Origin of the sequence: Nostoc sp. NZL (genome assembly GCF_015714705.1) — a bacterium.
GTDB lineage: Bacteria > Cyanobacteriota > Cyanobacteriia > Cyanobacteriales > Nostocaceae > Nostoc > Nostoc foliaceum_A.
Map to the genome: position 1 here is coordinate 1 of NZ_WBKL01000122.1, position 18,634 is coordinate 18,634.

Sequence of the window (18,634 nt, forward strand, 5' to 3'; positions counted from 1 at the left end):
GATAATACTCAAGCTTTATTTCTTCATTGCCGAGGTAAACAGGCGAAGAACTTCATTGCTTATCTTGAAAAACATCGCTCTCGTATTGTCAACTATGCCTATTACCAGGCTGAACAACTTTGTTCTATTGGTTCTGGAGCAGTTGAATCTGCTATTAAACAAATTGGTGCGAGAATTAAAATTTCTGGCGCACAGTGGAATGTTGATAGTGTTAATCACATCCTCTCTATTCGTTGTGCTTATCTCAATGGTTTGTTAACTATTTAAGTCTTTCTGCCAAAAGTGGATGCTCCCATACCGAACAATATCAACGTCATCTATTCATAGATTAATTAGAAAATTCATTTGATAATATAGAGTCAATTTGATTTATGACCAGCCACGCCTTAATTCTACTGTAACTATACAACATTTATCTTAAATCTAAATCAACAATTTTTTATTATGGAACCACAAGAAAATTCTTCAAGCTTTGACAAATACTGGCAAGTTTTAAAACGTCGTTTTGTCCCTGCATTAAATATCTTTCTCCCTGTTTTTTTAATTTCACTTATTGCGTCAAATTTTTTACAGAAGCCTTTTTATATAGCAGAAGGCAAGTTACGCTTTCATAGAATAAATCCTACTTCGACATTAACAGGATTAGGAACGGAAATTGGCAAATTAGAACCAGTATCTAAGGATAATGCAACTAATCCTCTTGATACAGAAGCAGAAGTATTACGTTCTCTTCCAGTTATACAAAAGACCATCAAGAAACTTAAGCTGAGTAATAGCAAAGGATTACCTTTAAAACCAAAAAATTTTCTGAAAAAATTGACAGTTAATGCTATTAGTAAAACAGATATTCTAAAAATATCTTATAAAGATTCAGATCCAGTAAAGGCTGCACAGGTTGTTAATACCTTAATGGATATCTATTTAGAGCAAAACTTGTTTTCGCTCAGAGCCGAAACTGCGGCTGCCCGTAATTTTATAGAACGACAACTGCCAAATACAGAACTAATTGTTCGACAAGCAGAAGCAGAGCTAGCAAGGTTTAAAGAAAAGTACCACGTTATTTCCCTACAAGAAGAAGCAACTAAAGCAGTGGAGGTGATTGCAGAATTAGAAAAACAACTTAATGAAGCTCAATCTAAACTTGCTGATGTCGATGTACAGTCTAAACAAATTCGTAAACAGTTGAGTATGAACTCACAACAGGCTGTGGTGATGAGTTCTCTCAGCCAAATTGCTGGGGTACAAGATATTCTCAAGGAAACTCAACAGCTAGAGTCAGAACTTGCAGCTAGGCGAACTGTTTTGCAGGATAACCATCCACAAATCATAGATTTAGAAGATAAATTAAAGTCTTTAAATGGGCTGTTGGAAAAACGGATGGAACAGGTTACAGGAACAAATAAACTACAAATAAATCAGAACTTTCAACTTGGAGAATTGCAACAACAACTCTCAGCAAGGCTGGTAGAATTTGAATCAACCCGTATGGGTTTAGCAAGCCAAGTTGCTACTTTATCCAAGTTACAAACTTCTTATAAGCAACGCTTCAACAATCTTCCCAGATTAGAGCAACAACAGCGCCAGTTAGAACGTAAAGTGCAAGCTGCTCAATCTACCTACTCACTTCTGCTACAAAAGCAGCCAGAAAGCCGCATAGCTGAAAATCAAAATGTAGGGAATGCCAGCATTATATCCAAAGCTGAAATTCCAGAAGAGCCAAGTTCTTCTCGGATATTTTTGTATTTAAGTACAGGTTTGTTGGCTAGTATGGCAGCTTTTACGGCCATATATATTTTGGAGGTAACAGATAAATCAGTTAAGACTGTTGATGAAGCAAAAGAGTTGTTGGGGTTGACTTTATTAGGGATTATTCCTCCCTTTAGTAAGTCGAACAAATCCATTGGTGGGAAAGAAGAACCGGAGTTGTATAGTGAAAGACTTGTGGTTTGTAATGCTCCGCGATCGCCTGTTAGTGAAGCATACCGAATGCTGCGGGCTAACCTGAGGTTTATGAGCGCTGATAAGGAATTAAAAGTTATCGTGATCACTAGTTCCGTACCTACAGAAGGTAAGTCAACAGTAGCAGCTAATTTAGCTGTAGTAATGGCTCAGATGGAGCATAAAGTCTTACTGGTAGATGGAGATTTGTACCGTCCAGTTCAACATAAAATTTGGGAACTAACGAATAATGAAGGTCTAAGCAATTTAATTGTTGAGCAGGCGACACCCAGGGAAGCTATTAAACAAGTAATGAATAATTTGGATGTCCTCACATCTGGAGTAGTCCCTCCTAGTCCAGCATCCTTACTCGACTCAAAACGCATGGCTGCATTGATGAAAACTCTTGCTGCTAAATACGATTTTGTCATCATTGATGCTCCTTCATTAAATGTTGCTGCTGATGCTGCGACTCTCGGACAAATGGCTGACGGTGTTTTGTTCGTAGTTCGTCCAGGAGTAGTTGATTCGGTTAATGCAGCTTTCGCTAAAGAACTTTTAGAAAAATCTGGTCAAAATGTCTTGGGACAGGTAGTGAATGGTGTAATTCCTAAAAATGAAACTCATAGCTACTACTACTTTAGAGAGGATGGCGATTTAAAGGTAAGCCAAGAATCTTCCAAAACACTAGTAAGGTAAAGTTTTTACCTGCTAACAAACTGGGTGTTTGATTCAGTTAAGTTTGCCCCAAATCTGGAACAATATTCAAGTGAAGCTATAGTTACAAAGTCAAAAGTGCTACCATATCGTGGTCAATCACTGCTAGATTGCCTTATAGCGGTTCTCGTTTACGTGAGGTACGGCAGTGCCGTGCCCCTACACCTGGCGATATAATGTTGTACCGCATCTGAGTGGGAACTGCTATATAGGAAAAGTTAGATTGAATATGAATGAGACTTTAGCCACTACATTAGGGGAACTACAAGCACAAATATATTGGTTACATGATGCTGAAAAGTTTTCAGAATTGGCATCAGCAGCAGCTACCATATATATAAAACTTGGTTATACTCAACAGCAGGCAGAAACGGCAGGTAACTTAATTAGTCAGGCTTATCAATTATCGGATGATGCTGCTTTTGCTCAGAAAGCAGGTGATTTTGACAAAGAAATACAGTTTTATCATCAAGTTCAAGATAAATTAACTGAAGTAGAAACTATATTAGTTTATCAAACCAGTATCGCCATACATCAAATGAAATGGTGGATGTATTTTCGTCACAGACAGAAAGTACAAGTGTTGATACATTTATTTTTACAACATTTTAAAGCGGTAGGGTTGATTCACTTACCTACTGCTATTAAACTTACATATTTTCTTATAGAGATAGGCAGAGTTCACAAATCGCGTGACACAGAAACCACCAAACATAATGCTATACGTTACTGGACAGAATTATTGAAAATCAAACCGCTACAATACCCTTATCTTGGTTAATATCAAAAATCAAGGTTTGCGACTTCTTGTACTGAGCGGAGTCGAAGTATGGGTGTTAGGAACTAGCACTTCTGCCCAAGGAGGGGACGTAAGACCAAAGTCTTCTGGACGTAAAAAATCCACAAAGACAGAGGCAGTCCCCAATGAGTTGGGAAGCCTACACAGTACCTAACGGTACGGTGTAGGTAGTTCACTCTCAATCATTAATACAGAAATACTATATGTATTGCTCAAGGCAAGCACCTACACTTAGGTCAACTAAGATACTTTCGGTTGCTGCCATAGGATGAGTTGTAATTCAGAGCAGTTGTAAGCTCCATCACTGATTTGGTGTTCGTGGTCAGCTAGCCAATCATAAATTTGTGCAGCTTTTGCCAATGCTACCCTTTCTGAACGATAAAGCCGAGGAGTAGGGCAGTAGGCTTGGCCATTGATGTGTATACCTACAATCTGCCAATAATCGCTCTCTGGTACAACTTCTAAAAACCCATTACTGTAAGACTCGATTATTCCTATGTTCATCTACAACCATCAAACTTTCTAAAGTTGGCCACAACAAAGCCGATACCAGCCATTCAACCGATAAAAAGCTGGAATCACCAGGGAATGCAGTAGCAACCCCTGCTAATGATTGTGGGTTCGTAGTCAATGAAAATCTGAATTATTGGTCACTTTTTGGCTAGTTGCCTTAATGCTAGTTTGGGCTTGATGGTTAGGGTCTTCGCCTCAAAACCAATATCAAAACAGTAAACTAGCAAAAACTAAAAATAATATGTGGGTAAGTGCCATAGTCGCGTATTTACATTATTTAAGCTTCATGTTGTGTTTTGGCGCTCTGGTGTTAGAAGCATTCAATTTAAAAAAAGAATTGAGTTTAAATGAGGCTTGGAAGATTGTTATAGCTGATGCAGTGTATGGCATATCAGCAACTGTTGTTCTTGTTACAGGCGTTTTACGTGTTATCTACTTTGGTAAAGGCACGGATTACTATTTGAGCAACCCAGTTTTCTACGTCAAAGTTGGGGTTTTTATCGTAGTAGGTTTGCTATCTCTCTATCCCACTTTTTCTTTCATTGGTTGGTTGAAAAGTCTGCAACAGAGGCAAGCACCCAAGCTGGAATTACTAAAACTAAATCGTCTAATCTGGCTAATTAGAATTGAACTGGTTGGCTTTACCCTAATTCCGTTATTGGCAGCAATCATGGCAAGGGGAGTAGGCACAAACTAGGTTAGGGAGTCAAAGTTGCACTCTAGATCGCCTCACCTAAAAAATTCAAGCGATCGCATTCAGCATCTCATAGAGAGGAAAAAATTGCACCCCTGGAGCGATCGCTCGGAGTACGGCTGGATGGATGATTCGGTGTATGGCGAACTGATAAGGCGCAGCACTCACCCAAAATGACCGAAAATAAATGAGTGCTATTTAAAACTTGAGGGGAAAATTTATCATGTCTCATCTGCTAAAAGCGTTCCAGCAGCGATTCTTGCGGAGTATTACTTTAGCAATACTCCTAACTTTGATTAGTAGTTTCATACTTCCTGGGGCTACTTGGGCTGCTTCTTCTAGCTTGGGAGTTGATAATGGTTATCTTACTGCTTGCCCGGCTTCAGACAACTGTGTTGTGAGTCAAAATGCTGATGCCAAACACGCCATTGACCCGATTACTTATCATCTAGACCAGAATACAGCTAGAGAAATCTTACTAAAAGTTCTCGGTGTTGTTCCCCGTACAGAAATTGTAGAACAGACTCCTAATTACATTCATGCTCTTTCTAAAAGCCGCATCTTCAAATTTGTTGATGATCTAGAGTTTTATTTCCCTCCCAATGAATCAGTAATTCATCTGCGATCGGCATCTCGCGTAGGAGAATCGGATCTCGGTGTCAACCGCAGACGAGTCGAGCAAATTCGTCTGGCTCTGCGCGATTTAAACATTTGATTTTAGTAGCCGTGAGGAGTGCCAAGATTAGTGATGGATGACAACCAACTTAAACTTGGCTCAACTTACGAGAGTAAAGTTCATCAGACACTTCTTTGAGTTCTGGTTCAACCACTGTCAAATGTTGCTCTAAAATGGTCAAATTGCGAATATTAGACTTATAGAAAGCATCAAATAAATCACCCACTAAAGGCACAGTACCCACGACTGTTTCCAAACCAACATTAAAAATCATTTTGGCTAAATCTTGACGGGGAATACCAAAACGGGTAGCTAAAAATATGATGTAAGCTGAAAACGCTGTACTGATTAAATCACCAGCACCTGGAACCAAACCGATAATTGGGTCTATTCCAATGTGAAAACCTGTTAGAGGGATGCGTATAGATGTATCCATCAATCGGCTGAGTTTGCGAATGCGATTTAGAGTAGCAAGGCGTTTAGCAGCGTCCATAATTTCCGATATTTGCACTACTTTTAAGTTGCACCATTTTTAGTTATTTGTCTTGTACCGTTAGAAAGAAAAAGTATGAATAAAAATCTTGAATACTGCCTAAAAAGCAGATAAATGGATGATACACTATACTTTTTTTGGTAACGCGTGGATAGAAAATATGTCGCCCTGGATTAGTCTTATAACTGCTTTGACACTGTTGCTCTATTTGGTCATCACAATTAATGTTGGTAGAGCCAGAGCTAAGTATAAAGTAGCACCTCCTAAAATGACAGGAGATGCCGGCTTTGAACGAGTGCTGCGTGTTCAGCAAAATACCCTAGAGCAGTTAGTTCTTTTCTTACCCGCTTTATGGTTGTTCTCTTTTTACGTCAACCCATTGTGGGGGGCGCTTGTTGGTGCTATCTGGCTTGTTGGTCGAATTGCCTACGCTTGGGGATATTATCAGGCTGCCGAAAAGCGAATGCTTGGCTTTGGCATTAGTTCTTTCAGCAGTATGGTGCTACTATTGGGTTCGCTGGTTGGCATCATCCTGTCTTTGGTGCGACCATAAGTCATTTGCATTGAGGGAGCGATCGCAATTCAGTTGATAAATTATATTTTGGAGGTTGTGTCCAAAGGCTTTGAGCGATCGCGCGATTAAAAAGTTGATTCAGGATATCTCCGAGGTGGAGAAGATAAAGCTTTCCTGTCACTGGTTACGCTACTCTCACGCAACGAGGGCGGTGGAATTTACGAGCAATAGCTATTTCTACTTCTACTTGAGTTCGGCATTAGCTGACACATGCAGCCCAACTCTGAAAAACCTTGCTCCCTGATTAGGATATGTACGCCAAAAATTTCCCACAGAAAATACAGAATATGCCCTTTAGTAGAACCAGAGCCACGAGCTAAGGGTAGTATCTTGGAGTCAAAGCTATCTTATTAGTTTTTGATTGATTACAACTTCTGCTAGAGAATCGATTCAGTAATCAAAAACGCCAAACTCCCCGCTCCGCTATCTAATGGCAGGCTTACGCCAAGGTCGAGGGGTTGGGGGAAAAGTTCTTCCAGGATTACTGAATTGGTGTTCTAGATTACTCCTGGATGAAATTTTTAGTATTTCTCAATACTGAATCTGGAGAGCAAGCAACACTCTTCAGGACAAGCTGACTCAACTTGTAGAAGCAGAAGAAAAAGCCCTTGCCGCCATTGATGCACGCAGCAAAACAATCACAGATACATCTATATATTCCCAGTGCCATTGGCAACATAATCCAGAACTGGGCAACACTGAGCATTGTAATAACTGTGGTCATCTTGTGTACTCGGTGGGCGAAGAGTCTTATTGCTCAGAATGCGCCCAACGATTGCGACAAACCGAGGCAGATAGACAACTTTACACGCATCAGCACCCTGTTGAGACAAGAACTTATTGCTACATCCAGTTAATTGATCATTTTACAACTGGAGAATTTATGAATTATATCAACAAAATTATCCTCGAACAGCTGCGTTCCGGGGGAAAAACTGCCGGAGAACTTAAAGATACCCTTGAGTGTAGTTATAGTGTTCTCGACAAGGCTTTGCGTGAGCTGATTGAAGCTTATGAAATCGAGCCAGGATGGAGTAATGATGATTTTCCTGTGAGAATTTATAAACTTAAGCGCAAACAAGGATCTATTCCTTTTTGGATAAATCAATAAGCTCTAAAATGTCTGCTCCATCTATTTTATAGGTTTAGCCTATGGCTATCAGAACCAAAAAAGATAAGAGTTATGATAGATGAATTACATGAAATCCTCATTGACATTATTCAACGCTGGCTAGAACAAGATAGCGACCCACCCAGCTGCCGAATTTTGTCCCGCTCTGTTTCTTTAACAGAGTTAATTGAGCTTAAGACCATCAAAGAACAAGAAAAAAGCACTTACCAAAATGCTTGTTTCCAAGCAGGGCAGCGATGGCAACAATCTCTACACCTTCGCGCTTGTGATGGTGATTTAGTCCGTGTTCCCTTCCTGGCAAAAATTAAAATTAAGTACGGTTTAGAACGCCTCCACCAGCAAATTGATAGCGATTTTTTAGCAACTTCTACTAACTGGTGTAACGAATATGGATGGACGGATTTATTTATATTTGAAGGTTGTTTCTGGGCTTTCCCTCATAACGCTGTGCTACCATTACCAATTTCTGAGGCATTATAGTCTAGGATGTCACGGCTAGGCGGCAATCTAATACTTGTCGGTTAAAGGGGAAAGGGTTTAAATTCACCCCTTACCCTTTTCTCCGATCACACCAGAGTGAAGAGTACTTATCCGAGAAGGATTGGGAGGCAAATAGTCACTCTGTATTGCCAAGCTCGACGCTATGCAATAAGTATTAGTTTTTTACTAAAACTTATTCGCTGCCTCCGATAGCTTTATTGACATCAGTTAAGTTTTGATACTGTTTTGGAGGTAATTGCTTCAAAGCTCGCAAAACAACCTCATCAACACCTTTTTCTTCCGCATACTTCAGCAATTCATTTCTGCTGATTGGGTAATTAACTTGATTCAAATTGTTTTGTAATTTTGATAAATTGACTGTAGCGCTCATGGTTCTCCTCCAAGTCTAATATTGTATATTTAGTCAAGAAAATGGTTATTGAGTTTAATACTCGTCTTGCCAACAATTGAAAACAGTTAGTTACAAAGCAAGAAAGACTATCCTCAGCCAATGTGCTTTTGAATCAATTTGATTTAGGGTCTTATTCCTTGGCAAGCTTTCTCGCCTCACTGGCACATAAAATTCCCACGTCTACCATCTCTAGCTTGAGGCATACCTGTTCGTCAATTCATTCTCCTTAAGTATGATTTGGCGTTGTTGCACTTCGGTTATGGTGCAAAGCACCCGCAAGGGAGAGCGATCGCAATCCAATACTGCTTGCTTTGTGCATTTTCAACTCGAAATTGGGTTCAGGGAAAAGGTTAAAAGTTTTTTCTTTCCCCTTTTCGTTTTCCCCGTTAAGCGAAAAGTAATGGAGCAGAACCGTTCCCCGCCTTTTGAGTCCTGTATAGTTACAGTTGTCCGATAACATACAAAGTAAAGCCTATACCTCGATATATGAAAACTTTTATCTGTTGTGTTGCTCTGCTCTTATTTGGCCCTAGCTTTCTAGCTAACAGTCTCAGTAACGCTAATGAATCATCTATTACTAGAAATAGTCTTGTTGTTGCAGACACTGCTAGTAATGAAGAATTCATCGCTAGGGGTACAGAACCTTTTTGGAGCGTTACTGTGAGCAAGAGGGGAATTGTCTACTCTTCACCAGATGTACAAAAGCAAACCTTCTCCTATGTTGCACCCTTGAAAGCAGAGGCGCGTCCCGCAGACCTGGTGCGGGTCTATCGACTTAAGGGCAAAGGTAACAATATCTTAATCATCAAAAAAGTTGATGCCTGTAGCGACGGTATGTCAGATCAAGAGTATCCCTACTCGGCAATTTTTATCTTGAAGAATAAAATTTTAGAAGGTTGCGCTGAGAAAAAATGATGCCCTGATAAGCTGTTAAGCATTTAATTTGCACATTGAGATCGCAGGGGGGCAGGGGGCAGGGAGCAAGGGAGAGGGTTTGCAGCTTTTATTACCATGAAAATGGTGCAATTTAAATGACGATTAGCTTACAAGAACTGACCGTTACTCAGGAGTGAGTAAAAAATGCATTAACAGGAATTACGTAAGCTGAAGATAAGTGATTTCACGATAGAGGTGTGTAGAAATCTAAAGAAATTGTTAAGGGGATACCCAGGTAATATGGGTAAAAATTGGGTAGTTACGCGCTATTTTTTAGCAAGCGATTGAGCGATGATTATGTGTATAGAAAGCGCTGGCAAAGATTTTTAGCTGGCATTTAATAAACCGCATATAAAACAAAGCCCTGAATTTTTTTCAGGGCTTTTTAAATTAAAAACTCAGTTTTCAGCCAAAATATACAAAGCTTGCCTCGATTTGTCCACACCCAACATATAACAACAAAATTGCCGACTTCTCTAAAAAGTTGGTAATCTGAGCCTTTCAATTATTTGGAATATAGGTATTTCCTAGGGGCCCACGGATGTACGCCCCTATTATGTTTTTGTATCAATTGCGTCATCGTTATCCCTTTAAGTATGAAACAATACCATACTTCTCTCTTTACGTCTTATATCTAAAGGTAGAAGATAAAGGTTAAAATTTGGGAAACCTAAGAGAGGTTCATTCCTAAAAGATGTCCTGCCTATTTATCGCAGAATGCAACTGAGGTCAGATGACGCAATCTTTAAATCGAGTCAAAGAGTGGGAACAACGTCGTGACGAAGCAAGCCGCTACTACCAGCGGGGGAAATTCCAAGAGTCTCTCGATCTGGCAACCAAGAATTTACACTTGGCTAGATCAATTCCAGACCGAGCCAGAGAAGGTTATACATTAAACGACCTTGGTTTAGCTCACCTCAGTTGCTGGCAACCTCAAAGAGCATTAGAGCGCTTTCATCAGGCGCTTTCGGTTGCTGTTGAAATTGGCAATGCGCCAGCACAAGCAACTGCACTTAGCAATCTGGGTTCTACCTACAGCCGTCTTGGACGCTTTTCGCAGGCGTTGGAATATTTTGACCAAGCACTACCAATCTTTAGGCGATCGCAAGATACTCAAAGTGAAATTTCTACTCTTAATGATGTAGCCCTAATTTATACCCGATTGGGAGAACCAAAACGGGCACTGTTGCTACAACACCAAATTTTGAGGATGCGGCGATTGTTAGGTGACTTTTCTGGTGAGGCAACAACCCTAAATGGCATTGGGTTTGCTTACAACGTCTTAGGCAAGTTTGAGGAAGCTCTAGAATTTTTTCAAGCAGCCCTTCCAATTCAACGAGCTGTCAAGAACTTGGTTGCTGAAGCAACCACTTTGAACAATATTGCCTCAATCTATAGCGATTTAGGAAAACCGAAACAAGCGTTATTGCTTTACTATCAAGTTCTTTTGACACGTCGAGCAATCAGCGATCGCTCCGGTGAGGCAACAACTCTTCATAACATTGGTTTTACCTATAGCACTCTGGCAGAGCATCGGCAAGCAATGAAGTTCTATAAGCAAGCCATTGCGATTTATCAACAACTAGGCGATGGCCTTGGAGAAATTTCAACTTTGCTGAATATGGGAAGCCTTTACGCCACAACGAAACGCAAAAAAATGGCGCGATCGTGCTACCAAAACGCCCAAGAGTTAGCAGAGCAAATCGAACATCAGCCACTCCTGGAAAAAGTACAGCAGTTTATAGATTCTCTGTAGTTTGATACAGCAGACTCAGATTCCCCACTTCTTTAAGAAGAAGTGGGTAATTTTGTTGTGCAAGTTGAAGCTCAAAAAGTTAGCAACTTCGTTACCGCCAACAACAGGTTACGATCAATTAAGAAGTAATAATTTTTTACGGCACCGCCAGGAGTCTTTTAAATGTTCATTGATGAATTGTCACCTATATTCAGAGAATTTATCCAGCATCCAGTCTCATTTGTGGGTGGGTTCTTCTCTGGTGTGCTTCGGCTCAATCTTGCAGACGATCCTGTAAAAAGCTGGCTGGATCAACAGATCCGCCCCAATAGTTACACCAGCACCACAACAGACGGACACAATGGCAAAGCAAGTGGGCCTCAACAGATTTCGATTGACTAAATTTTTGAGTAATCGCAAATCAGGCTAATCATTGTGGTCACATACTCCCACATTGTTGCAAGCATACAGTGTGGGAGTAGTTTATTTTCACCAAGCTGTAGCTGTACTAGTCGGTTGCTCCCCTATTAAGAGATACTAAAGCTAGGTAGATAGGCAAAGAAATATGGAATCCCTAACCTCTCGTATGCAGGCGGTACAGTCGCCAATTATTCCTGTGGTTGGGGAACTGATTAAAAACTCTCCTGGAACAATCTCTTTAGGACAGGGTGTTGTTTATTACAATCCGCCACCGGAAGCGATAGAATTTTTGCCCAAATTCTTAGCCGAGCCTGCTAATAATTTATACAAATCAGTTGAAGGAATTCCCCCGTTGCTGACAGCACTTGCAGAGAAATTGCAAGCTTTTAACGGCATTGAAATCAATGGGGAAAACTGCATCGTCGTGACAGCGGGGAGCAATATGGGATTTATGAATGCCATTCTTGCGATCACTAACCCAGGCGATGAAATTATTCTAAATACGCCCTACTATTTCAACCACGAAATGGCGATCGCAATGGCTGGTTGTCGTGCAGTGTTAGTGGCGACGGATGAAAATTACCAATTGCGCCCAGAAGCGATCGCTCAAGCAATTACTCCCAAAACACGGGCTGTAGTCACAATTTCACCCAATAACCCGACTGGAGTTGTCTATTCAAAAGCAGCATTGCACCAAGTAAATCAAATTTGTGGCGATCATGGCATTTACCACATCAGCGATGAAGCCTATGAATACTTTACCTATAACGGCGTAAAACACGTTTCTCCTGCTGCATTTGAGAGTAGTAGCGAGTACACCATTTCTCTCTTTAGCCTTTCCAAAGCATACGGTTTTGCCAGTTGGCGCATTGGCTACATGGTGATTCCCAAACACTTATTTGTCGCCATCAAAAAAGTCCAGGATACAATTTTGATTTGTCCGCCAGTAATTTCCCAATATGCAGCTTTAGGGGCATTGCAAGCAAAAGCGGAGTATTTGAAGAGTAATATAGGTGCAATTGCTCAAGTGCGGCAAGTAGTACTCGACTCCCTTAAGCGTCTACAAGATTTATGTAGCATTACACCCGCCAATGGCGCTTTCTATTTTTTCCTCAAAGTTAATACCCAGATGGATGCTTTTGAATTAGTTAAAAGACTAATCCAGGAACATCAAGTAGCAGTCATTCCAGGTATAACCTTTGGCATGGATGACGGATGCTACCTACGCATTGCCTATGGGGCGCTGCAAAAAGAGACGGTAAAAGAAGGTATAGAAAGATTAGTGCAAGGTTTGGAAACTATAGTTAGGAGTTAAGAGTTTATATTTAATTTATGAGGGCGTTAGACTGTGTTGGCGTACCTCGTCCGCAATCCCAAATATCAAATTTCAGAGATGCCAATTATTAATAAGTTAATTGAAATTGAAACTGAACCAAAAATTAATATTCATAATATCACGCCACAAATCAAAGATTTTATTGCTTCAACATCAATTAAAAATGGACAAGTTTTAGTATTTTCTCGACACACAACAACAGCTTTAGCTATCAACGAAAATGAAGTCAGATTGTTAGAAGATATAAAAGTGTTCTTGGAAAAATTAGCACCTGAATCAGACAGCTATTTGCATAATGACTTGCATTTAAGAGATGTCCCGGAAGATGAACCAATTAATGCTCACTCTCACTTAATGGCAATGATGCTGACCACGAGTGAGATAATTCCCATTGTGGATGGTAAATTAGCTTTGGGAACCTGGCAATCTGTGTTGTTTTTTGAGTTGGATGGGCCGCGCAAAAGAACGGTATTTGTCCAAATTTCTGGCGAATAATGCAACTTCACACCTGCAATCCTCCCAGAACAACCCAAATCTGAGAGAATTACGAACACGACCAACAAGCGAATCCGTTGAATTTACTTACAGCAATTAAAGAAAGAATGTTTCTCAGCATAACCTTCCTTTCCACAAATCAGGACTTTCGTTGTGTCAAAGGCAGACGCAATTAGTTATGAAAAATAACGATAACTTTGTATTACGTAATACTTGGTACTATGCTCTGCCTAGTAATCAGATCAAGCCAGGTATGATGATCAGCCGCATTTTCTTGGGAGAACCAGTGCTGCTAGTTCGCAGCCAGGATGGCAAAGTTTCTGCGATGACGGACATTTGTCCCCATCGTGGTGTGCCCTTGAGTTGTGGTAGATTCGATGGGCAGGAGGTGGAATGCTGCTATCACGGTTGGCGTTTTGATCCGGCTGGGCACTGTACTGCGATACCTTCTCTTGTAGAGGAGCAGCAAATGGATTTGAGGCGCTTTGACGTACATTCCTATGAAGTCCGGGAAGCCCAAGGAAATATCTGGATATATATGGCTGATCCCGATAATTCTAAACCTGCTTCTGAGATGGAGATTCCGGTAATTCCAGGGTTTGATGAGCGTTCACCCCAGTTTATAGAGGTGATGAGATTCCCCTGTTTTGTGGATCATGCAGTGGTAGGTCTGATGGATCCTGCTCATTCACCCTACGTTCATCGCGCTTGGTGGTGGCGAAGTCAGCAACTGCATGAAGAAGTGAAGCAATTCGATGCTTCGCCCTACGGCTTCACGATGCGACGACACCGATTGCCAGCGAATGGGGGCCGATTATACTTGCTGATTGGCGGTGGTGTGCCGGAAACTGAGATTTCTTTTCGTTTACCTGGAGTCAGAATAGAAGAAACCACAATTGGCAACCATCGAGTCGTTAATTTAACGGCAGTTACACCCATTTCAGACACAGAAACTGAGGTAAATTTTGTTCTTTACTCGACACTTCCTTGGGTAGGATTTTTCAAGCCACTGCTACATGTGCTGGCGCGGACTTTCCTTGGTCAAGACCGAACGGTTGTGGAAAAACAGCAGATTGGCCTTAAATATAATCCTGTGCTACGGCTGATTAAAGACTCAGATATGCAGGCGCAGTGGTACTACCAGTTAAAGCGGGAGTATGCTCGGTCTATCGCTGAACGACGAGATTTTGTGAACCCTGTCAAGGATCAGATACTCCGCTGGCGTGCTTAAATTACTCCAAGCCAAATTCTGCAAATTCTCTTTGCCCAAACAGCATATTTCGGTCTACCGCTGACAAAATTTTATTATTGGTGCGTTCGTTATTTAAACAGCGACCAACTAACTGCGCGACATCTGCACGATTGATGCTACCACTAATGTGCGGATCTTCGGTCAAAACGCCGTTACCTGTTGCTGGCTCTGACTTGAGTCCACCTGGGCGGATAATTGTATAGGTGAGTCCACTGGCAATTAAGTGTTGTTCAGCTTTGTCTTTCTCAACTAAAACTGTTTCCAGTGCTGCTAAAACTTGGGGTGACAGAGCAACAACACTATTGCCAGCACCAATGGAAGATATAAGAATAAATTTTTGCACCCCAGCTTTAACTGCTGCATCAATCAGATTTCTATTACCAGGGTAATCTGCCCTTTCTCCCTCTGATGGTAAACCGCCAATTGTACTGATAACGGTGTGAATAGGTTCATCTGTCAGCATTGCGCGTTCTACATCGCCAACATTCAAGGCATCTCCTAGAACTACCTCAATACCGATTTTCTCTAGTTCATTAGTAACTGATGCTGTTCTTAGGAGTGCTCTTACCTTTAGCTGTTGCGCTGTGAGATATTGAGCAATTTCTCGACCAACACCGCGACTTGCCCCAGCCAGAAAAATATAAGATGTACTTGTCATAATAAATTTAACTATTTACGCTCAAAGGATTTTATCAGAGGATTGGCAGTATTTAATAATTGCTCAAGTGACTGAGATGCTTCTGTAAATGTCAATAAACAGCAAACAAAATCTAGTGATTCGACATAATGAGGTAATTATAATTACAAGGGTTTTAGTAAGTAATTAGATTTAACCCAATTGTAGGAAGTATTTTAATAAGCAATTGTGTCAATCTAGCAAATAACTTTTCTTTGGATTTACTTATGGCTAAAAAATCTCAAACAAATCTAGAACCATACCAAGATGTTAGATTATCTGCCACCACAAGAATTTGGGTAATTACAGTCGCCATTCTCGGAGTTTGCGTCCCACTGTCAGCAGTGACTAAAAGCGGTGCTATTCTTCCTTTAGTTGCAATTGGTGGCGCAGCTGTTGGTACAGTTGCTGTTTGGCGTTCTGATGAGCAAAAATCAAAAACTAACTATTTGCAACAGCAGCACATAGAACTGTTAGAGCGGAGATTAGCGAATCTAGAAACAATTGTTAGCAGTGATGACTTGAACTTGCAAATGAAAATTAAACAGATTGAGGCAAGGGATACTTTTGGCGACTCATCTGATGTAAGTACCACGCCCAGACAGCCAAAACGCAAAGGTTAAAATTAGCTAATCTTCACCATTTATGCCGATTTCAGATGATAAACCCTAGAATCATCGTTACTAGGTTATTTTTGTGTAGGTATTTGTTGACTTATCGTTACGGCAACCTTTGAAATCCCTCCTACATTAAACTTTCCTTTGGGGCTATAAATGTTTCTAGGGAAACAGTATCTCGTTCTCCATCTCCGTTAGAATTGACTGACATCATTTAATTCTATATACTTCAACTGCATCAGTTAATGAAATGTCTAAGTGCTATCCATCTCTATCTTTCCCGGAAAAATCTGCCAATGGCTGTGTTTTATTAGACTACTAACATTACTGAATTTTTAATTAACTAAGGTTATAAACTTGAGTAATTGCATTGGTATAGTTTACCGTAGGTATGCAAGAGTTTGCCGCAGGAATGCAGATGGATTGGATTAGCTTACTTAAAGCTCAACAAGCTGATTTCCTTCAACGTGTGAAAAAGCCTAAAACTTATGACTTATCTTTGCTGGAAAGTCAAGTAAAAGGCTGTCACACTGAAATCATGGCTTTTTGGGGCGAGCCATTGGCAAGACTCCAAGAAGTTTCTCGCCAACAAGCAGAAGTTCTCGCCAAAAACCCGCCGCCGACACCGCCTGAATATCCTGAGCCTCCCGACTGGACGATACCTTTCCCCAAATACTTCCAGCGACAAGCGGAAGATTATCTTTTGCGGGAGCATATTGTTGACCGAGTGATAACTGAACGCTTGGGGAAGTTGGTAAAAAAGGTATCTTGTGATACCTTGCAAAACATGGTTTTAGATGATGAGGGAAATTTGTGTGGCGAAAGCAAATTTTCTTATCTACTAAAAGATAATCCTCAGCTAAGTGTTCAAGTTTATGTTGCTGACGGAGAAAGTTTTAATGGTATTAAGAAAGACAAAATTAGGTGGTCGGTTACTCAAGAAGATTTAAGAAAGCACCAAGCATTAATTTTTCTGTGTTTGTTTTATCCATCTACAGGTAAGCTAGGATACGACGAAAAACAGAGCATAATTACAGGCTTTTTACCTGCAAATCAAATTGAACTTACTGAACCAAAAATATACATTAATCCGAGTAACTTGTTATATGCAGGGGGGTTGAGTTGGTATTTAGAATCACTTGTTGGCAAAAAAGACACATCGCCATTAATTAATGAGAGAGCGATCGCAGATACAATACAGACTCTACCATCAGAGCATTGCCTTAAGGGTATAGTTGGTGATTGGGAATGCTGGCAGACTTTGCAAGGGCACAACAGAGGCATTAATTGCCTAGCTTTCAGTTCCGGGTGTAAGAATGGCAAAGCCTTACCCATATTGGCAAGTGGTAGTCGTGGAGAGACAAAACTCTGGGATTTAAGCAAGGGTGAATTAATAGAGACATTATCAGAGTATCCTTGGGTGATATCTGGGCTGGTGGATGAAGTGAATTCCCTAGCTTTTAGTTCAGATGGACAGACTTTAGTGAGTTGCGGTGCAGATTCCACTATTAAGCTTTGGCACGTAGGCGCTTTAGACTTGATAGATATTTTGCACAAACATAATGGAGTAGTGCGGTGTGCTGCGTTTACCCCAGATGGCAGAATGTTAGCTACAGGCGGAGATGACAGAAAAATTCTGTTTTGGGATTTGATGCATCGTCAAGTTGCGATCGCACTCTCTTTAGATGATACAGCTGCTCATTCGCTGGTTTTAAGTCGAGACGGGGAAACTTTAGTTACAGGTAGCTATCGCAAAATTAAAGTCTGGCGCACCTTACCTCAGACGGGTATCAAAAGTTTAAAGGACGCAGAACCACTACATACCCTCATGGGTCATTCTCACATCGTTCGTTCCTTGGCGATTAGTGCAGATGGTAAAATGCTGGTAAGTGGTAGCTGGGATCAAACAATTAAAGTTTGGCAATTGGAGACTGGGGAATTACTTCATACTCTTAAAGGACATAGAGATAGAGTATATGCGATCGCTTTAAGTCCCGATGGTCAAATTATCGCCAGCGGTAGTGCTGATAAAACCATTAAGTTGTGGCATTTACAAACCGGGGAATTGCTGGGTACGTTTACAGGTCATGGGAATATAGTCACAGCATTAGCCTTCACAGCTTCCGGTGAGATGTTGGTTAGCGGGAGTTTGGATAAAACAATTAAAATTTGGCAACGGAGTTAATAATTCGTAATTCGTAATTCGTAATTCGTAATTCGTAATTATTCAGTCTTTGATATTCGTGTGAGACGCATCAAATCATGAGCTAAATCAGCCTAAAACCCAATTGTACCTACTCATAACTGCCCATACAAACCGATCCAAAAAACACTATGTCTGTGCTGCGATCGCTGTAATTCCTTGAGACGACCAACATATTTTTGTAGTCCCATTTGACGATGTTTGTTCTGAGATTATCGGCTGTTTTTGGCCCATAGGCTTCAGCCCCTTTGTCACCCCTTCAGGCTAAAAACTAAAACTGGCGTAGCGACTGTCTTAAAAGTCAAGCGTATTGTCTTAAGCTAATCGTCATTCATTTTTTCAGAATGATTCGCTTGTAGTAAGGCTGGAGTTTAGACTAAAAGCGATAGGAGAGAACGCAAATCAAAAGAAATTAGAGGTTAAAAATATTATCTTGTCAGCCTTAAAGCATCCTGACCTTTAACAATTATTGTGTAGTATACCTATTCAGAAAACAATACAATAATGATAATCATAAAAAGGGTGGGAGAGAAACG

The 18,634-nt window shown here is 40.6% G+C and carries 21 protein-coding genes and 1 pseudogene; 16 read left to right on the forward strand and 6 right to left on the reverse strand.

Translation table 11 applies throughout. The features are described from left to right. From F8R90_RS17485 to F8R90_RS17495, 3 genes and pseudogenes are all read left to right on the forward strand, one after another. A pseudogene (locus F8R90_RS17485) lies at positions 1-267 on the forward strand (ISKra4 family transposase); the annotation flags it as partial. Positions 268-444: 177 nt separating this feature from the next. Then, complete coding sequence (locus F8R90_RS17490) at positions 445-2,637, forward strand: GumC family protein (protein WP_196511775.1); 2,193 nt, start codon at positions 445-447, stop codon at positions 2,635-2,637. A gap of 247 nt (positions 2,638-2,884) precedes the next feature. Then, entirely contained in the window at positions 2,885-3,436 is a 552-nt protein-coding gene (locus F8R90_RS17495; protein WP_196511776.1) for a hypothetical protein, read from the forward strand. Between the two features lie 258 nt (positions 3,437-3,694). Here the strand turns inward: F8R90_RS17495 and F8R90_RS17500 are convergent, their stop codons facing one another. Both F8R90_RS17500 and F8R90_RS17505 read right to left on the reverse strand, forming a co-directional pair. Then, positions 3,695-3,958: a hypothetical protein gene (locus tag F8R90_RS17500; RefSeq protein ID WP_190892215.1), complete on the reverse strand. Its 264-nt coding sequence runs from the start codon at positions 3,956-3,958 to the stop codon at positions 3,695-3,697. Then, positions 3,927-4,085 carry a hypothetical protein gene (locus F8R90_RS17505; protein WP_196511777.1) on the reverse strand — a complete coding sequence of 53 codons (159 nt, stop codon included), beginning with the start codon at positions 4,083-4,085 and terminating at the stop codon, positions 3,927-3,929. Before F8R90_RS17505 ends, F8R90_RS17500 begins: the two co-directional genes overlap by 32 nt. Before the next feature lie 123 nt (positions 4,086-4,208). On the opposite strand from F8R90_RS17505, the gene F8R90_RS17510 reads away from it, so the two are divergent. Beyond that, positions 4,209-4,664 carry a DUF2214 family protein gene (locus F8R90_RS17510; protein ID WP_196511778.1) on the forward strand — a complete coding sequence of 152 codons (456 nt, stop codon included), beginning with the start codon at positions 4,209-4,211 and terminating at the stop codon, positions 4,662-4,664. Positions 4,665-4,884: 220 nt separating this feature from the next. Then, on the forward strand, positions 4,885-5,376 hold the full coding sequence (locus F8R90_RS17515; protein WP_196511779.1) for a DUF1499 domain-containing protein: 492 nt from the start codon (positions 4,885-4,887) through the stop codon (positions 5,374-5,376). 49 nt (positions 5,377-5,425) lie between these two features. Here the strand turns inward: F8R90_RS17515 and F8R90_RS17520 are convergent, their stop codons facing one another. Continuing rightward, on the reverse strand, positions 5,426-5,830 hold the full coding sequence (locus F8R90_RS17520; protein ID WP_190892231.1) for a DUF4112 domain-containing protein: 405 nt from the start codon (positions 5,828-5,830) through the stop codon (positions 5,426-5,428). Between the two features lie 160 nt (positions 5,831-5,990). On the opposite strand from F8R90_RS17520, the gene F8R90_RS17525 reads away from it, so the two are divergent. Further along, entirely contained in the window at positions 5,991-6,383 is a 393-nt protein-coding gene (locus F8R90_RS17525) for an MAPEG family protein (RefSeq protein ID WP_196511780.1), read from the forward strand. Position 6,384: 1 nt separating this feature from the next. Here F8R90_RS17525 and F8R90_RS17530 read toward each other — a convergent pair whose 3' ends face one another. Continuing rightward, a complete protein-coding gene (locus F8R90_RS17530) occupies positions 6,385-6,525 on the reverse strand; it encodes a hypothetical protein (RefSeq protein ID WP_196511781.1) in 141 nt (46 codons plus the stop codon). Between the two features lie 762 nt (positions 6,526-7,287). On the opposite strand from F8R90_RS17530, the gene F8R90_RS17535 reads away from it, so the two are divergent. Continuing rightward, the gene (locus F8R90_RS17535; RefSeq protein ID WP_196511791.1) at positions 7,288-7,515 is read left to right on the forward strand and encodes a hypothetical protein; all 228 of its coding nucleotides are present in this window, start codon (positions 7,288-7,290) and stop codon (positions 7,513-7,515) included. Between the two features lie 72 nt (positions 7,516-7,587). Beyond that, positions 7,588-8,016: a hypothetical protein gene (locus tag F8R90_RS17540; RefSeq protein WP_196511793.1), complete on the forward strand. Its 429-nt coding sequence runs from the start codon at positions 7,588-7,590 to the stop codon at positions 8,014-8,016. Between the two features lie 193 nt (positions 8,017-8,209). On the opposite strand, the gene F8R90_RS17545 is transcribed toward F8R90_RS17540, so the two are convergent. Then, positions 8,210-8,407 carry a DUF2795 domain-containing protein gene (locus tag F8R90_RS17545; protein WP_196511782.1) on the reverse strand — a complete coding sequence of 66 codons (198 nt, stop codon included), beginning with the start codon at positions 8,405-8,407 and terminating at the stop codon, positions 8,210-8,212. Between the two features lie 507 nt (positions 8,408-8,914). On the opposite strand from F8R90_RS17545, the gene F8R90_RS17550 reads away from it, so the two are divergent. The 6 genes from F8R90_RS17550 to F8R90_RS17575 all read left to right on the forward strand — a co-directional run bounded on the left by F8R90_RS17550 (position 8,915) and on the right by F8R90_RS17575 (position 14,581). Beyond that, positions 8,915-9,343, forward strand: coding sequence for a COG3650 family protein (locus F8R90_RS17550; RefSeq protein ID WP_196511783.1), 429 nt, complete (start codon positions 8,915-8,917; stop codon positions 9,341-9,343). A gap of 754 nt (positions 9,344-10,097) precedes the next feature. Beyond that, on the forward strand, positions 10,098-11,120 hold the full coding sequence (locus tag F8R90_RS17555) for a tetratricopeptide repeat protein (protein ID WP_196511784.1): 1,023 nt from the start codon (positions 10,098-10,100) through the stop codon (positions 11,118-11,120). A gap of 162 nt (positions 11,121-11,282) precedes the next feature. Then, positions 11,283-11,501, forward strand: a complete 219-nt coding sequence (locus F8R90_RS17560; protein WP_196511785.1) for a hypothetical protein — start codon at positions 11,283-11,285, stop codon at positions 11,499-11,501. Positions 11,502-11,664: 163 nt separating this feature from the next. Continuing rightward, entirely contained in the window at positions 11,665-12,834 is a 1,170-nt protein-coding gene (locus tag F8R90_RS17565) for a pyridoxal phosphate-dependent aminotransferase (protein WP_196511786.1), read from the forward strand. Between the two features lie 78 nt (positions 12,835-12,912). Further along, a complete protein-coding gene (locus tag F8R90_RS17570; RefSeq protein ID WP_196511787.1) occupies positions 12,913-13,350 on the forward strand; it encodes a secondary thiamine-phosphate synthase enzyme YjbQ in 438 nt (145 codons plus the stop codon). A gap of 178 nt (positions 13,351-13,528) precedes the next feature. Then, complete coding sequence (locus F8R90_RS17575; RefSeq protein ID WP_196511788.1) at positions 13,529-14,581, forward strand: aromatic ring-hydroxylating oxygenase subunit alpha; 1,053 nt, start codon at positions 13,529-13,531, stop codon at positions 14,579-14,581. A 1-nt stretch (position 14,582) separates the two neighbouring features. Here F8R90_RS17575 and F8R90_RS17580 read toward each other — a convergent pair whose 3' ends face one another. Beyond that, positions 14,583-15,260, reverse strand: a complete 678-nt coding sequence (locus F8R90_RS17580) for an SDR family oxidoreductase (RefSeq protein WP_196511789.1) — start codon at positions 15,258-15,260, stop codon at positions 14,583-14,585. A 245-nt stretch (positions 15,261-15,505) separates the two neighbouring features. Here F8R90_RS17580 and F8R90_RS17585 point away from each other — a divergent pair, with 245 nt between their 5' ends. Next, complete coding sequence (locus F8R90_RS17585) at positions 15,506-15,901, forward strand: hypothetical protein (RefSeq protein WP_196511790.1); 396 nt, start codon at positions 15,506-15,508, stop codon at positions 15,899-15,901. A gap of 406 nt (positions 15,902-16,307) precedes the next feature. Further along, positions 16,308-18,080, forward strand: coding sequence for a WD40 repeat domain-containing protein (locus F8R90_RS17590; protein ID WP_196511792.1), 1,773 nt, complete (start codon positions 16,308-16,310; stop codon positions 18,078-18,080). Positions 18,081-18,634 lie beyond the last annotated feature (554 nt).

Coding starts and splice junctions, on each gene's coding strand:
- F8R90_RS17490 (WP_196511775.1), top strand. CDS start 445: ATGGAACCACAAGAAAATTCTTCAAGCTTTGACAAATACTGGCAAGTT.
- F8R90_RS17495 (WP_196511776.1), top strand. CDS start 2,885: ATGAATGAGACTTTAGCCACTACATTAGGGGAACTACAAGCACAAATA.
- F8R90_RS17500 (WP_190892215.1), bottom strand. CDS start 3,958: ATGAACATAGGAATAATCGAGTCTTACAGTAATGGGTTTTTAGAAGTT.
- F8R90_RS17510 (WP_196511778.1), top strand. CDS start 4,209: ATGTGGGTAAGTGCCATAGTCGCGTATTTACATTATTTAAGCTTCATG.
- F8R90_RS17515 (WP_196511779.1), top strand. CDS start 4,885: ATGTCTCATCTGCTAAAAGCGTTCCAGCAGCGATTCTTGCGGAGTATT.
- F8R90_RS17520 (WP_190892231.1), bottom strand. CDS start 5,830: ATGGACGCTGCTAAACGCCTTGCTACTCTAAATCGCATTCGCAAACTC.
- F8R90_RS17525 (WP_196511780.1), top strand. CDS start 5,991: ATGTCGCCCTGGATTAGTCTTATAACTGCTTTGACACTGTTGCTCTAT.
- F8R90_RS17535 (WP_196511791.1), top strand. CDS start 7,288: ATGAATTATATCAACAAAATTATCCTCGAACAGCTGCGTTCCGGGGGA.
- F8R90_RS17540 (WP_196511793.1), top strand. CDS start 7,588: ATGATAGATGAATTACATGAAATCCTCATTGACATTATTCAACGCTGG.
- F8R90_RS17545 (WP_196511782.1), bottom strand. CDS start 8,407: ATGAGCGCTACAGTCAATTTATCAAAATTACAAAACAATTTGAATCAA.
- F8R90_RS17550 (WP_196511783.1), top strand. CDS start 8,915: ATGAAAACTTTTATCTGTTGTGTTGCTCTGCTCTTATTTGGCCCTAGC.
- F8R90_RS17555 (WP_196511784.1), top strand. CDS start 10,098: ATGACGCAATCTTTAAATCGAGTCAAAGAGTGGGAACAACGTCGTGAC.
- F8R90_RS17560 (WP_196511785.1), top strand. CDS start 11,283: ATGTTCATTGATGAATTGTCACCTATATTCAGAGAATTTATCCAGCAT.
- F8R90_RS17565 (WP_196511786.1), top strand. CDS start 11,665: ATGGAATCCCTAACCTCTCGTATGCAGGCGGTACAGTCGCCAATTATT.
- F8R90_RS17570 (WP_196511787.1), top strand. CDS start 12,913: ATGCCAATTATTAATAAGTTAATTGAAATTGAAACTGAACCAAAAATT.
- F8R90_RS17575 (WP_196511788.1), top strand. CDS start 13,529: ATGAAAAATAACGATAACTTTGTATTACGTAATACTTGGTACTATGCT.
- F8R90_RS17580 (WP_196511789.1), bottom strand. CDS start 15,260: ATGACAAGTACATCTTATATTTTTCTGGCTGGGGCAAGTCGCGGTGTT.
- F8R90_RS17585 (WP_196511790.1), top strand. CDS start 15,506: ATGGCTAAAAAATCTCAAACAAATCTAGAACCATACCAAGATGTTAGA.
- F8R90_RS17590 (WP_196511792.1), top strand. CDS start 16,308: ATGCAGATGGATTGGATTAGCTTACTTAAAGCTCAACAAGCTGATTTC.